The 14,758-nt window shown below is 46.3% G+C and carries 14 protein-coding genes and 1 riboswitch; all 14 genes read right to left on the bottom strand.

Features of this window, described 5'->3' with window-relative positions; all coding sequences use genetic code 11:
• Positions 1-47: 47 nt before the first annotated feature.
• The 14 genes from MHH52_RS04825 to MHH52_RS04760 all read right to left on the bottom strand — a co-directional run bounded on the left by MHH52_RS04825 (position 48) and on the right by MHH52_RS04760 (position 14,741).
• Positions 48-449 (bottom strand): PA14 domain-containing protein, encoded by a 402-nt coding sequence (locus MHH52_RS04825; RefSeq protein ID WP_340006975.1) that lies wholly within the window; start codon positions 447-449, stop codon positions 48-50.
• The gene (locus MHH52_RS04820) at positions 404-754 is read right to left on the bottom strand and encodes a glycosyl hydrolase (protein ID WP_340006973.1); all 351 of its coding nucleotides are present in this window, start codon (positions 752-754) and stop codon (positions 404-406) included. The genes MHH52_RS04825 and MHH52_RS04820 overlap by 46 nt, the downstream gene beginning before the upstream one ends.
• A gap of 1 nt (position 755) precedes the next feature.
• Positions 756-1,040, bottom strand: a complete 285-nt coding sequence (locus MHH52_RS04815; RefSeq protein WP_340006971.1) for a hypothetical protein — start codon at positions 1,038-1,040, stop codon at positions 756-758.
• 12 nt (positions 1,041-1,052) lie between these two features.
• Positions 1,053-1,132, bottom strand: a riboswitch (cyclic di-GMP riboswitch).
• 114 nt (positions 1,133-1,246) lie between these two features.
• Positions 1,247-2,620 (bottom strand): sugar phosphate nucleotidyltransferase, encoded by a 1,374-nt coding sequence (locus tag MHH52_RS04810; protein ID WP_340009492.1) that lies wholly within the window; start codon positions 2,618-2,620, stop codon positions 1,247-1,249.
• Between the two features lie 477 nt (positions 2,621-3,097).
• Positions 3,098-4,444: a UDP-glucose/GDP-mannose dehydrogenase family protein gene (locus MHH52_RS04805; RefSeq protein WP_340006969.1), complete on the bottom strand. Its 1,347-nt coding sequence runs from the start codon at positions 4,442-4,444 to the stop codon at positions 3,098-3,100.
• Between the two features lie 4 nt (positions 4,445-4,448).
• A complete protein-coding gene (locus MHH52_RS04800; RefSeq protein WP_340006967.1) occupies positions 4,449-5,549 on the bottom strand; it encodes a glycosyltransferase in 1,101 nt (366 codons plus the stop codon).
• Positions 5,550-5,646: 97 nt separating this feature from the next.
• The gene (locus MHH52_RS04795) at positions 5,647-6,786 is read right to left on the bottom strand and encodes a glycosyltransferase (protein WP_340006966.1); all 1,140 of its coding nucleotides are present in this window, start codon (positions 6,784-6,786) and stop codon (positions 5,647-5,649) included.
• Complete coding sequence (locus MHH52_RS04790; RefSeq protein ID WP_340006965.1) at positions 6,780-7,973, bottom strand: glycosyltransferase family 4 protein; 1,194 nt, start codon at positions 7,971-7,973, stop codon at positions 6,780-6,782. Before MHH52_RS04790 ends, MHH52_RS04795 begins: the two co-directional genes overlap by 7 nt.
• Entirely contained in the window at positions 7,960-8,814 is an 855-nt protein-coding gene (locus MHH52_RS04785) for a glycosyltransferase family 2 protein (RefSeq protein WP_340006964.1), read from the bottom strand. Before MHH52_RS04785 ends, MHH52_RS04790 begins: the two co-directional genes overlap by 14 nt.
• A 23-nt stretch (positions 8,815-8,837) precedes the next feature.
• Positions 8,838-10,217 (bottom strand): oligosaccharide flippase family protein, encoded by a 1,380-nt coding sequence (locus tag MHH52_RS04780; RefSeq protein ID WP_340006963.1) that lies wholly within the window; start codon positions 10,215-10,217, stop codon positions 8,838-8,840.
• Positions 10,183-11,673 (bottom strand): O-antigen ligase family protein, encoded by a 1,491-nt coding sequence (locus MHH52_RS04775; protein WP_340009490.1) that lies wholly within the window; start codon positions 11,671-11,673, stop codon positions 10,183-10,185. Before MHH52_RS04775 ends, MHH52_RS04780 begins: the two co-directional genes overlap by 35 nt.
• 6 nt (positions 11,674-11,679) lie before the next feature.
• Positions 11,680-12,453, bottom strand: a complete 774-nt coding sequence (locus tag MHH52_RS04770; RefSeq protein WP_313638153.1) for a WecB/TagA/CpsF family glycosyltransferase — start codon at positions 12,451-12,453, stop codon at positions 11,680-11,682.
• Positions 12,450-13,796, bottom strand: a complete 1,347-nt coding sequence (locus MHH52_RS04765) for an O-antigen ligase family protein (protein ID WP_340006962.1) — start codon at positions 13,794-13,796, stop codon at positions 12,450-12,452. The genes MHH52_RS04770 and MHH52_RS04765 overlap by 4 nt, the downstream gene beginning before the upstream one ends.
• 9 nt (positions 13,797-13,805) lie before the next feature.
• Complete coding sequence (locus MHH52_RS04760; RefSeq protein WP_340006960.1) at positions 13,806-14,741, bottom strand: glycosyltransferase; 936 nt, start codon at positions 14,739-14,741, stop codon at positions 13,806-13,808.
• Positions 14,742-14,758: the final 17 nt, after the last annotated feature.

Here is a 14,758-nt window from a genome sequence, read left to right as displayed (position 1 = left end):
TTCCTGTTTCAGGACAAGCATCTTTTTAGCCAAATGAGGACTATAGCTTAGGAGATATCTGAGAGAAAAAATACGTTAGAAGGAATGGTTCCTTTTGGTTGACTTGGGCTTTGCCACATCAGCCTTACCCTCGCGTCTCCCTGATTCTCGTAATATTCCACTTTGATATCATATAGTTGTCCGGCCTTCAGAGTGATGCTTCCTTGACGCTCCGTTACACTCTGTTCTATCCAGCTATCAATTACGGGTATCCCATCAATCCAGACACGTATACCATCATCAGATGCGGTATAGATTTGATAGGTTTCACTATATAGAGCCTTCATTTTACCGCTCCAGCATATAGAGAAATTGTCTATTCCAAGTGAAGCATCCGGTGCTCCTAACTGCCAGTTAAAATCAATCACTGCATCGTTCTTAGTGAGGATTGGTGCTCCGGATAGACGCATATTCTTAAAGTATTCACCCCACCATTCTCTCCGATAGCAATGGGTTTACCAGCAGCCAGACTAAGCAAACTGTCATAATAATTTTGCTGATAGTCATATTCATAGATATCTGCTGCCAAAATATCCACCTTATCCGCGCCCGGATAAGTAAGGGCATAAGGATCTGACCACGCATTTGGAGCATTCGGGCTCCATACCCACAACAAGTTATTTAATTTATGAACGTTAACAAAACGATCATACATAATATTCCACAGCTCAGAAAAGTTGTTCTTCTTCCCCCACCAGAACCAATTTCCATTCATTTCATGGTAAGGTCTCCATAGAACGGGCACCTTTGCATTTGTTGATTTCATCCGGACTTTCCAAATAGTCATGCTGTCCTGCGAGAATCCCTTTTCCGGAAATAGAATACAGGTCATTAAGCAGCTTGACTGCTTCAGGAGAAGCTTCTGGATTCACCGGATTTCCAGAGCTGGAAGCTGCGCCTGCTACAGACGGTGCAATCCCAAATCCCAATGGAATCACCATCAACAACAAGACCAGAGACAGGAACGTGCTGAGAAGTCGATACGTACGGTAAGCTTTCAAAAAAATCTTCCTTTCGGTAGCCAGGCTGCCACTCTTGCGAAGGCCCTATAGCTTTGCGTCCCTATCTTTCGATAGGTTTGCCATTATCAAATTGAGGAGGATTAATCCCTCTACCGTAAATATCGACTTCATTTAATTGTTATTTTATCTATTTATGTCTATTATTCAATAATTAGGTCACAATACCTGTTTATAACTTATCAGTCCTATGAAATGAACTGCTGTAGCTCAATATCATTCCAGTCTAAAGTAATACGAATATTGTCCTCCTCTACTAGTTCAGATCCCGTCTGTACCTCAATAAATTCAACATCCGTCAAAGCGAGAATGGCATGTTTTGTCCCTTCTGGTATCCGGACCACATCGCCTGCTTTAACATTATGCATCTTTTCATTCAGCACAATGCTTGCTTCACCGCTGACAATCGTCCAGATCTCACTGCGTTTACGATGCAGCTGATAGCTGATATTTTTACCCTCGGCAATAAATATCCGTTTGGTCAGCACTTCATTTCCTTCATCATATTTCACATAATCAATGACCTTATAGTGTCCCCAGCGGCGTTCCTCGTACATTGGTCTTTGTTCAAAAGACTTAAGTACCTCTTTAATTCGTGGACTCTCGGCTTTATGCGTTACTAGAATTCCATCCGGGCTGGCAGCGATAATCAGATCCTTCGCACCGATGACTGTAATCGGAATATCAAGCTCATTGATCAAGCAAGTCCCTTCAGAATCCGCTGTTACAGTACCTTTGCCCACATGGTTGCTAGTCATTTCCTCAGTTAACGTATTCCAGGTTCCAAGATCTTTCCAGAACCCATCATACGGCTGCACCACGATATTCTCTTCTTTTTCGACCACTTCATAATCAAAACTGATAGAAGACAGCAGCTTATACTGTTTCTGTAACTCTTCATAACCTAAAGGCAACCCTTTACGCTGCAAAATATCTAGCAAATACCCTAAGCGAAAAGCAAAAACCCCGCAGTTCCACAAAGCATTCCGGGCGATTAGCTCTTCAGCTTGGGTCCGGTCTGGTTTCTCCTGAAAGTGACTTACTCTCATAAAACCATTCTCCCCCGCCTGATCTGTGGTAGGAATAATATATCCGTATTTCTCCGATGGATGTTCAGGTACAACCCCCATCAGCGCCAGATTAGCGCCACTTTCCTGCATGGTATGCTCTAGCTCAGCTACAGTATCGAAGAATGAAGCCTCCACATAGGGATCCACCGGTAAAATGGCTATAGTCTCCGCAGGAGAAACTCCCGCTACCGAATATAAATAAGTTGCTGTCAGTGCAATGGCTGGAAAAGTATCGCGGCGTTCCGGCTCAACGATGATCGGCACATCAGCGCCCAATTGGCTCTGAATCATTTCCACTTGGCTGCGACCTGTGGCTAGATAGGAGGAATCCGCCATTCCTGTCTCTTTCAGTTGTCTCCATACTCGCTGAACCATCGACTCCGCTTCACCCTGAGGACTTTCCAGCACCTTTAGAAATTGCTTCGAACGTGAATCATTAGATAAAGGCCACAACCGTTTTCCTGAACCGCCTGATAAAAGTACTAGCTTCATATTTGTCGCCTCCGCAAAAGGATTGTTATTCATCATTGGATTACGCTTCGCTGATTGTGTCGGGAGCATGGGTGTAGTGTTGCTCCCCTCGCTTTTCTTGGTCGCCATTCTAAAAACATTGTTAGGCATAAGCCACTCCAAGGAATATTGGACTTCCGATCGCTGTTATCCTCAGATTTCCTGATTTGAACCGCTTCTCGCGGTAGAAATCTGAGGATAAAGGCGAACACTTCGTTTCTACAGTTCCAATAATCCTCTCCGTTCCCTTCCTATCAACCCTTTTTTATATGGATCCCACTCGCTTTCGCTCGCTGGAGCAACCATACCCTTACCTTGCTTCCCAGCTGTTCCAGCGGGAGCTGATGGGATGATTGCTAAAGATTCTTTTGCCGCCTTCGACGGCAGGCAACGTCTAGAACATAGAAAGTTGTTCGCAGAAGCCGAGATAAATACCAAGATAAAATTCTGGATACAACTCTAAGAATTAACCTCAGCAGGCTGTGCGGGAATATCACCATTCAGACCACTCAACTGCGGGCGTCCTATCGAATAATAAGATAGGCCGGTGCCCTCAACCTGCTCTTTCGTGTAGACGTTACGGCCATCGATCAGCACCTTCCGGCGCATGACGTTGGCTACCTTTTGCAGATTTATATCCTTAAAGACTCCCCAAGCAGTAAGCAGGCATACAGCATCGCTGCCATCAGCCGCTTCCTCGGGAAGCGTACACCAACGGAGCTGCGGATGATCATATTGCTGCCGGAAGTTATCAGCAGCGATGGGATCGTATAGCTTCACGATCGCCCCCTCCGCGACAAGCATCTCAATAATTTCCCGAGCAGGGGTCTCACGAACATCATCTGTGTTCGGCTTGAACGCCAAACCCCATATCCCTATAACCGCACCGTTCAATGTTCCTAATGATTCGCGCAGCATTGGAATGATCATGAATCGCCGCTCTCTGTTCACCTCAACAACGGATTGCAGTAGCTTAAAATCGTAATCCACGTTACCAGCGATTTGGATAAGAGCATTGGTGTCTTTCGGAAAGCAGGAGCCTCCATAACCAATACCAGCTTGCAGGAAGGAGGATCCAATTCTTCGGTCCATGCCCATTCCTTCCGCCACCTCGGTCACATCAGCTCCCACTTTTTCACAAATATTAGAGATTTCATTAATAAAAGAGATCTTGGTCGCTAAAAAGGCGTTGGATGCATATTTGATCATTTCTGCGCTTCGGATATCGGTCACGAAGATATTGTCGGTATATCCTTGATGAAGCTGGCGCATGGTTTGCACTAATTCAGTATTATTTAGTCCGATTATAACCCTGTCAGGATGAAGAGTATCCCGAATCGCGGAGCCCTCGCGTAGAAACTCAGGAGCAGATACGATATCGAAAGGATGCTTTGTACGATCCGATATCATTTTTCGTATTTTCTCATTCGTCCCCACTACAACCGTAGACTTGGTCATTATAATTTTGTAACCATCCATCGCATTAGCGATTTCGATAACTGCTTCTTCGATATATTGTAAGTCCACCTCCCCATTGGGGAGAGAGGGCGTACCAACAGCAAGAATGATGATATCAGAGCAGCGTACCGATTCTTGAAGATCAGTAGAGAAGGACAAGCGTCCCTCACGGAAGTTTATTTCAATCAATGCTTCGATTCCGGGTTCATAGATCGGAGATTCCATCCGGTTTAACTTGTTGATTTTCTCCACATCTTTATCGACGCAGATGACCTGATTCTCTCCCAGCGCAAAGCATACGCCGGATACTAAACCGACATAGCCCGTACCGATTACTGCTAGCTTCATAGAATCATTCCCCTTTTAGAAAATTGACGTAGGCCTGTTCCACGTATTGCTTGAATTGGATCATAAACGCCTGCTCATCGAATTTCCGTGCATGGCCCATAATCTGATCGATATCCCACGCATAGGACTCCACCTCATAAATGGCCTTCAGCAAGTCATCCACTTCTTGATGCTCGAAGAAGACACCATTGACATAAGGAATAATCGTATCCAGTGCACCACCGGCTTGATAGGCTATCACTGGTCTTCCAGCAGCATTAGCCTCCAGCGGTGTAATCCCAAAATCCTCTTCTCCCGGAAAAATAAACGCCCGACATTTCGCCATCAATCCCGTAACTTGTTCATCCTCCAACCTCCCCAGAAACGACACATTGTCTTTAGCCATCCCTTCAAGACGCTTTCGGTCAGGTCCGTCACCGACGATGTAGAGCTTCAGACCGTTACGATTAAATGCTTCAACCGCTAGGTCGATCCTTTTGTAGGAGACAAGACGGGAAACGATCAAATAATAATCTCCGATCGATGAAGAGCTTGTGAAACGTGAGGTATTGATAGGTGGAAATATGACATCGGCTTCCCGGTGATAATAGTTCTGAATTCGTGTCTTCACTACAGAAGAATTGGCCACGAACTGATTTACATTTTTGGATGTCCGTTGATCCCAAGTCTTGAGCTGCTGCATATACACCTTCAGCAATCTCTTGAACAGACCGGAATTCGACTGCCGTTCCATGTAAGTGTCGTAATCCCATGCAAACCGCATAGGAGTATGGCAGTAACAAAGATGAAACGTATGCTTCGGCACCTGAATGCTTTTCATAAAAGCACTGCTGGAACTCAGGACGATATCGAAACCGCGAAAGTCCAAATCACGGATGGCCATGGGATAAAGTGGCAGCACCCCTTTAAAATTGGTCTTCACTCCCGGAATTTTTTGTAGCCAGGAGGCTCGGATATCCGCATCTTTGAGGTTGTCAGTGAGGCGACTTCCGTTAAAAACCGTCGTGAAGATCGGAGCATCCGGATACATGTGGTGAAAGACTTCCACTACTCTTTCCGCTCCGCCCATTTGGATTAAGTAATCATGCGCTATCGCAATTTTCATGTGAATCATCCTCAAAGTTTTATGGAGCATCTTCTTCAGCGTTACCCCGTTATCAAAATCTGCTTTCAGGAGCATCAACCTTGGGCCCTATGATCTGTTAGGTGCTCGTCAGCAGGCCTTTATAGTAGTTGACTATGTCCTTAACCGTATTCTCTATTACAAAATGTTCCTTCACCCGCTTCACTCCATTAGCCGCCATCCGCTTTCTATCCTCTGGATGTTCCAACATCCAAGTAATAGACTCAGCAAGAATGGCTGGGTCCCCAGGCTGGATCAGCATCCCCGTCTCCCCAGGAACTACAATTTCAACGGGTCCGCCTTCATTAGATGCGATGACCGGAAGTCCAGCTGCCATCCCTTCTACGATCACTTGACCAAATGGCTCTGGTGTTATCGAGGTGTGAATCAGCAAATTGGCCGTACCCATTAATCCTTGAATGTCTTCCACATGACCTAATAGACTTACATTCGTGAGCTCATCTCGTTCTATCTTCTGAAGCAGCTCTTGTTTATATTCCGCCTCTCCAAACAGAGCGTCACCCGCTAGCCAGAATTTCACACGGGGATCTTGCTTAAGCATCCTCGCTGCTTCCAGTACGATATGTTGGCCCTTCCAATGCGCTAATCGCCCCGCCAACAACACGTTAAAATCCTTCTGATTACGATTACCGATTCCGTTGCCAATGATTTTACCGAAGCCACAGTGAACAACTAGTGTTTTCTTGGAACTAGGTAGATCCAATGCGTTCAACGTAGAATGTGAATTGGCAATTACACCGTTTGGAAGCAGTCGAGACAGGAGCCGAATCACTTTGGCTACAATGGGCTTTAAATAAGGGGCACCAATATGATCTCGAATGTGCCAGATTAAGGGAATGCCTGCTTTCTTAGCGGCGATCGTTCCATAAAGCGCTGACTTCAGAGAATTGGTATGAACACAATCAACCTTCTCCTGCTTGAGTAACGGTGCAAGCTTACGCCCGTATGAAAGCAGCTTAAACGCAGCAGCAGGTGCTCCCAGATTCACAGCATTCCGGTTACGACTACGAATACTTTCATCCAGGGGAACAACACGCACATCAATTCCCTTTTCCCGCAAGCGTTCTGCCAATGTTCCTTCTTCTGCCAATATCACGAGTGGTTCAATATGCTCTCCAATATTCGTGAGGACGTTGAACAACGCAACCTCTCCACCACTCCATTTCGCCGTGTGATCTATATAAGCGACTTTTAGCATTTTGTTGCCACCTCATCTCCTAATGCAGTTAGGAATACAGACTCCACTTGGTCAGTGACACGCTCCCAGGTGTATTTCTCCAGAACATGTTCCCTGCATTCATCACGGCTCGGAAGCAACTTTCGGTTGCTTAACATATGAATCATGCCTTCAGCCATATCCTCGCTCGCTGCACTTTTGAACAGAAGCTCCGGTCTAAAGCCTGCCAATATCTCCTTGTTCCCACCGATCGGTGTAGCCATTACTGGCAATCCCGAGGCCATGGCCTCCACAGTGATCAGACCGAAGCCTTCCAGTGCTTGTGAGGGAACTACGAACAAATCCGCAGCTTGATAATAAGAAACCAGTTCATGATCCGGAATGAAACCCAGCAGCCTTACTTTACTGCTTAAGCCATAATCAGCGATCTTTTCTTCCAATTCCCCGCGTAGTGGGCCTTTACCCCCAATAAGCAGAATTGCATTCGGGAAACGTTCGGACACCTGCTTCCAAGCTTCAAGCAATTGAAGCAGTCCCATCCGATTTACCAGACGTCTTACGGTTAACACCGTCGTTGCACCCTCAGGTAAATTCAAGGTTCTGCGGATTGCTAGCCGATTGGGAGCAGGAACGAAACGTTCTACATTAGCCGCTCCCGGGATAACTATGATTTTGTGTAATGGCACGCCATGGAGCTTATGAAGCATGTCACGGAACGTCTCGCTCAGAACAATAAATTTATCTGCCAGCTTATAGGCTCTATGTTCAATGTTTTTGGCAATCGTGCTCTTGACCCGATGTTTAATGCCGCGCCCCTCCATCTTCATTTCCTCATTCCAAGGTCCATGAAAGGTCATGATTACTGGAATTCCACGTTTCTTAGCTTCCAATGCGGGTCCGATACCATAGGGTGCAAAGTGTGTGTATAGAATGTCTATACGCCCACTCCCTTCTCCCATTAGATCCGCCGCCTTGCGCTGAAAGTCATCCTTCCGTTTCCAGATCCCATCCTTTGGATCCCCTGCATTATGGATCTTTAACTCTTCCGGGGTAGACGGTGTTTCTAGACTACAGATTAAGGCGTGTACCTTGTTGCGTGAAGAGAGCTGCTCGCAAACGGATTTGAAATACGTATTGAGTCCACCCGGCTGTAGCGATGGCCAGCTAAGACCAGTCGTCATAATATTCAATCCGTCACTGTACGGCATAACTTCTCTCCCCCTTTTTCTCTGGCTCGGCTTGCCCTTCCGCATTGTGCTGAGCTAGCTTAGCGGAGTGATTCAATTCGTAATGCTTGAAGCCGACCATGAATTCATACATCACCCAGAATACAGCGACCGCGAAACCTGATATCCCTTTCTTGAACAATCCGTGCACAAAATACTGCTGAACAAAGCGAGCTGGTGGACGTACGAGCAGCCGACTAAGTCGAAAAGGCTTGCCGCTGAGATAAGCGCTTTGAGCTTCCAGATCCGTGTATTTATTAAATCGCATCACATGATCATTAATGCTGCGGAATCCCTGATGCCAGAGTGTTCCGTTTAATCGGACGGTCCGTTCTTCAGATACCTCAGGTCTTTCGTGCACCAAGCTGTTAAGAATGCCATATTGCTTACGATTATAAAGGCGTACTAGGTATTCTCCGTGATTCAGCCATCTTCCGAGAAAATCACCGATCCGGTAGATGGAATAAGCAGCGGTTGGGTCTGTGAGCACTTTCTTTCGTTCAAGAATATTTGCGGCCAGTTCATCACTGACAATCTCGTCGGTATCAATAAGAAAGACCCAATCATGGACGGCGCGTTCCACTCCGAATTCTCTCTGCTTCGCATATCCGGGCCATGGGTTGACGAATACCCGGCAATTCAAGCTTTCGGATAACTCCACCGTCCCATCCTTGCTACCTCCGTCGATGACAACCACCTCGTCAGCAAATAGCCTACAGGACTGAATGGCTTTGGCTATTCGAATTTCGTCATCTTGAGCAATGATAACGGCCGAGATTGGATAACTGCCGGGGCCGCCTAACACGCTTGTCACTGAATCCATGAAGGTTCCTCCTTTTTGCTGTCTTATACATCCATAGGTTTCTTGCGAATATATGAATTCATCGTCGTCTTCATCCACTGAATGTCTTGCCCAGTAATCAGCAGTCGAGGAAGCTTAACTTTCAAGTTGAATCTTATATTTAAGATGATGAATAGGAAGCGCAGTACTGCGGATGAAAGCATCGCTACTCCTGCACCGAGCAAGCCGTACTTCGGAATCAGCAAGAATAAGAGCGGAATCACCAAGATCAGACCAAAGCCTTGAAGCATCGATACAAATTTGGGCTTACCAAGCGCCATAAATACTTGCGCCAGAATAATCGTTCCTCCGCTAATGGTTACTTCCAACAACAGCAATCGGAACACGGTTAGCGCCGTATTGAAATCTTTTCCGTACAGCAGTGGAATCACAAGGGGGGCTACAACCATCAGGGCCAAGGAGCCTAACAGTGTAAAGGTAGTGCTTATCCTAAACGCCTTGAAGGTGAGAGAAATGGCTTCTTCCTTCGACAGTTCAGAAGCTTTAGGGAACAGTACCACCGTAACGGAGCTTGAGAAGAAAGTAACCATCCGTGATAAACTCACGGCCACTACATAAAGTCCCAGATCAGCCGGTCTTAACAAGCCTGCAATTACAATCTGATCGATATAGTAAGAGAACTGACCAAGCAAATCATTGCCGTAGGAACCCAGTCCGTAAGTAAACAATCTTTTGAAATTCAGATAAGCATCCTTCATCTTTACCTTATAGGTGCGTAGCAGGGAAATCGTCATCCCGATGAAGAGCGGGGCTCCTGGAACAAGATAAGCAAGAGCCGTTGTAAAAGGGTTCATCCACCCACCCATAATCAGAATCCCAATGATGACTAGTGTTAGCAGTGGAATCACATAACGAAGACCATTAAACTTCTGGTATTCCCCTCTAAATTGATAGGCCGCATTGTTGATCTGGGCGACGACCATAAGTGGACACTGAATCATCGACCACTGTGCAAAAGCGACAACCTCCGGACTGAAGGATTTCAACCAATAGGGCAGGACCAGTATGCCTATAATCATGGCCACGATCCCAAAGCCAATGCCAAGTAGAAGGGACATCCGGTACAACACGCCGGCATCATCCGGATTCTTCTTAGCGTTATAAATCAATGCCGACGGAATTCCAAAGCTCATGCTGAACGCCAGAAACTGTGACCAGTTCATCATCGCTGTCTGTTCCCCGCGACCGGTCGGACCCAAATATCGGGCTGTCAACACACCTGTCAGCATGTTAATCAGCAGAACCAATACGCTGACTATCATGGTTTTCATGGCTGCTGAGCTATTACCCTTACTCTTCGTGAAACGCTTGAGAGTAGACCAGATCGTGTTAGTGGGGAGCGATTTTGCGTTCAACTGCTGCATGAGGTAATTCCTTCTTTCTGCTCTGAGTAATCTCTCTTGCACTAATCCCAAGACCAATCAACATCCAGATCAAATATCCCTTGAGTCCAGGGAACCCATTGTCTGATACTAGACTGACTACTGCACCGGTCCAAGCAGCCAGAGCAAGCCGCGCGTACGGTTGCCATATATCCTTACTGGTTACTCTGGTAAGTATCTGTTTGGCGACAGTACCCAAAGCACCGAAGAAGAAGACCGCTCCCAGAACACCGAAGGTTAGCAATAATGCAATCACTCCATTATCCATATTTCCGTACTCTCCAAGCTCACCGCTATTTCCTAGCTTGGTGCTCTGCCCTACACTGCCTATTCCCTCTCCAACCGGATTCGCAGCGACCATTGGTAGCATGTTCTGCCATAAACTTAGCCGCTCGTTATAAGATTGGTCTTCCTTCACAGAAGAAAGTGTCTCCACCCGTGCAACCAACCCTTCTGCTCCAGGCAGTTTAGGTACAATCCAGAATAGTAGCGATGCTACAAATACCAACTGAATTAAGGTCTTCCACTTTCCTTTGGACGGAGATGAGCCAATGTACATGAGCAGCATAACCACTAGAACTAGCCAAGCTGAACGAACCAGCGTAGTCAAAAGACAGATTACAACTAGCAGAACGCCGATCCAGCGCAGCGTTCCCTGCCATCTTTTTTCTAGAATCATAGGAACTAACGCGAATACCAGGAAGGTTGCAGCAGGCCCTGGAGAGTTCAACGTTGAGAACACGCGAATCTCGAGTGGATAAGGCGTTCCTATGGACAGCATATCCGCATGCCTCATCCAGAAAGCATCCCAAGGTGGAACGGTTAAATATTGAATTATTCCATAAATGGCAACCATGACAGCAATATTGGCAAAAGTGTATAACAGTCGGTCTATATCCTTGGGCTTGAACCGCGTAACCGCAAAGTAGGGCAGCAACAACAGTGGAACAATATAATTCGCCAAGTCGTAAACCGATCCCATCCCATTCTTAGTAAGTCCAATGATGGCTCCGTAGACCAGCGCTACTGCGAAGAGCAGAATAATCCGGGTAGATGATTTCTGAATCTTATGAATCTCTCTTAGTACCGGAATCGCTAGCGTTGCTCCAGTTAACAATGGGGCTAGACTTAACAAGGATACAGAGTGGTACACATCCTGTGACCAATCAATGATACGTCGAAGTTCTGGAGCTATCGCCCAAATTAGCAAGGTGTAAGAAACCAACAATTTGGGTCTGAGCAGTGCTAGAAGAAAAGCCGGGAATAATATGGTCGATAGGATGGCACCCTGCAGACTGTTCGAGTAGTCCAGCTTCGCACTGGCGAAGCCAATCATCAGTGGAAGAAGCAGTCCCATAATCATCATTCCGCCGATGACTCCAGCGCTCTGGATGGGATTTACGGATGGGAGCGGCAACTTGTTCTCATTCTCGCTCATCATCACTCATTCCAGGCCTCCTCCCTTTGCTTTATCACGCTTGCGCAACTCTTTGAGCAATAGCACTAGAAATTGTGCATCATCCACAAGATATCTTTTCCAGAGTCTTCCCGGCTCCTGACTCAGACGCCAGAACCATTCAAGACCCGTTCTCTGCATGAAATCCGGCGCCCGTTTCACCGACCCTGAGAGAAAATCAAAGGTCGCTCCCACGCCGATCGAGATCGGGGCTTGATAAGAAGTATAGTGACGATAAATCCACTTCTCCTGCTTGGGGGCTCCCACTCCGACAAATACGATGTCAGGCTGACTTTCCGTAAGCATTTTTACAATACGTTCATTCTCCTCATCGTTGTGCTCAAAACCATAAGATGGAGAGTAGCAGCCGACGATGTTGATTCCTGGATAAGCCGCTTTAAGATTCATGGTTGCTCGCTCCGGCACGCCTTCTGCTGAGCCTAAGAAGAACAGCCGGTACTTCCTTTGCTCAAAAGCATTGCCAAGACGACTGAATAGATCAGCTCCAGATACCTTCTGCTTCAGCGGTTTGCCTAGCATTTTGGATGCCCAGATGAGCGGCATGCCATCTGCAACGACAGCTCCTGCCTCGGAGTACACCATTTGGAATTCTTTGTCCTTCCGAAGCTTGATCACATGGTCCACGTTGCAGGTCAGGATGTAGGATTGATTCCTTTCCTGTATGGTTTTATCAATGTAATCAAGCAAATCCATAAAATCATAATTATCAAATTTGACATCGAACATATTCACTTGGTTCATCGTATCACTTCTTTTTGTGGGGAATCGGTTGGCTGTGAAGATCGGTACAGACAGTTTAGGTACCAACAAAACGGAATAATAGATTGGACCGTCGACAGCGTATTGTCGGAAAATGAATAGATTAGGAATCCTGCTAGAAAGAGCAGATAATAGGCTTTAACCGGCGGCACCAGAGCTCTATAAACTAGATAAAACACAGCCAATAGGGAGAGCAGCAGCAATATGGAGCCAATGTACCCCCCATCGAAGTAAAAACGGATATACTCGTTATGCGGAACAACAAAACCTTTGTACAGTGTTCCATCATTCGCAACAGTAACTGAGCCGAGCCCTCTACCTGACCAAGGAGATCCCGCGGCCTTATTCAGAAAATACTCCCATGCCTCCGACCGTCCAGACAAATCAACAGCGCTATCGGTCGATCTCTCGAAGGAACGCTTTTTAAGATTTTCGAGCTGCCAGAATACCGCGACAATCATCAGGAAGAATGAACCCATCAACGGAATTAATAAAAGCGTTTTGCCCTTCAGGTATTGGCGTAGAATGTCATAGAAGTAATACAGAATCATAGGTACCAGAGCCAGCATGGGACCCCTTGTTCCAGTTCCAATCAGAATGAAGAAATTCAGAACCAGCAGGATATAAAAGTACCGTGCATGCTTCGGATTCCGCTTTACCTCAATGAACGGGATTGCGACTCCCATAAAAGCCAGCATGGCTAAATGCGCCGGAATATTCGCCCCCTGAATCCGTACAGCGCCTGTAAACTCTACATTGAGAAAATTATGGATATGAGCAATCTGCAGTAGCAATCCTACACCTACACTTACTAAAGGTAGTAAGCAGATGATTCGAATTTGCCGTTCGGCGACTTCCTTTTTCCAATTAATTAATAAGAAAGCGAACGGAATGGAAAGACCAATAAAAGCTTTGATAGCAATCGATGATGTCATCTGCGGCAACCAGATGGAAGCTGTAAAGGTTATGATCAGCAGCATGACCATGGCCCAAATGGGATGACTTAGATGAAATCGCAAACCATTCACTAGCATGCAGGGGACGAGAAGCGCGATGATAGCCATTTTATAAAGGGACAGTATTTCCATTCCGAAAAGACTGCCATCGACTAAAAAGTTAATGGATATCGCCGTCGTGAATAGAACGAAATAGCTGATCAGCTGAGGCCTAGATATCGAAATCCCTAATAAAATAATCAGAAGTACGGCAGCTATCGCAATCGTCGGCTGATAAATGACCGCCGTTCCGAAGAAAAGGGCCAAGATGAGATAGAGCATCCCGTATGGTAAAGCATTGATTTTGGAGCCCCACTCAAAATTTGTCATGTTATTCCCTCACCCCGCTGCGGAATGCCTCTTAAGGCCCAGAATCATATGAAGAGTTCCGCGAATACTCTCCAGCCTACATTTATTCAGGAGCCTCCTTCCCTTACTTCTCGAAAGAACCATATCAGCCAGAATATACACTAGCTTAGCGGCTGTCTTTCCTAGCAGGGACAGCTTTCCCTTCATTCCCTCGCTCTTTACTGCGTTGGTGATACCCTGGCTATAATAACGTTTCATAATCCAATCCTCGGTTAAACGATTCGTAGGAACAAAATGATCAACCGCCATCTGTGGATGATACAGAATGGAATGCCCTTCCCTCTGGATCTGTCCAAATAACCAGGACTCCTCACCTGAGAGGAGAGAATCTCCCTTTCTACCGAGATCCAGCGGAAACAGACTGATGTCAAACACGAGCTTGCGCATCGCCATGTTAGCTCCGCAAGGATGAAGATGGGCCGGATACTCCTTGATTCGACTGCCTAGATCAACGATCGTATACGGAAGTTCGAATGGTTTGATCAGCCACTCCGGACGTTTGCTTTCGAAGATCGGAGCGATCTTCCCTCCCATAGCCATCACTTCAGGTTTACTTTCAAAGGTGCTGATAATCGTCGTAATCCATGTCTGACAAGGGATCGCATCATCATCAAGAAATGCAATGAGTGGCGTTCTCGAAGCTAGAATCCCTGTATTGCGAGCCGCAGACAATCCCTGCACGGGCTCCATCATATAGCGGATATCCAGAACTGCCCCATGCGCAGCTATGAACTTTTTGACGCAAGCTGCTGTATCATCTTTAGAGCAGTTATCTACAACAATAATTTCGGCCTGCTCCAAATCATCCAGTGTTAATAGTGACTGTAGCGTTGTGATCAATAAATCTGATCGATTGTAAGTACAGATGATAATGGAAACCATAGGAGCGATTCCGTAGACATTCATCGGCATTCACCTAATTT

Origin of the sequence: Paenibacillus sp. FSL K6-0276, from assembly GCF_037977235.1 — a bacterium.
Lineage (GTDB): Bacteria > Bacillota > Bacilli > Paenibacillales > Paenibacillaceae > Paenibacillus_AQ.
This window is presented reverse-complemented; position numbering and strand designations above follow the sequence as displayed.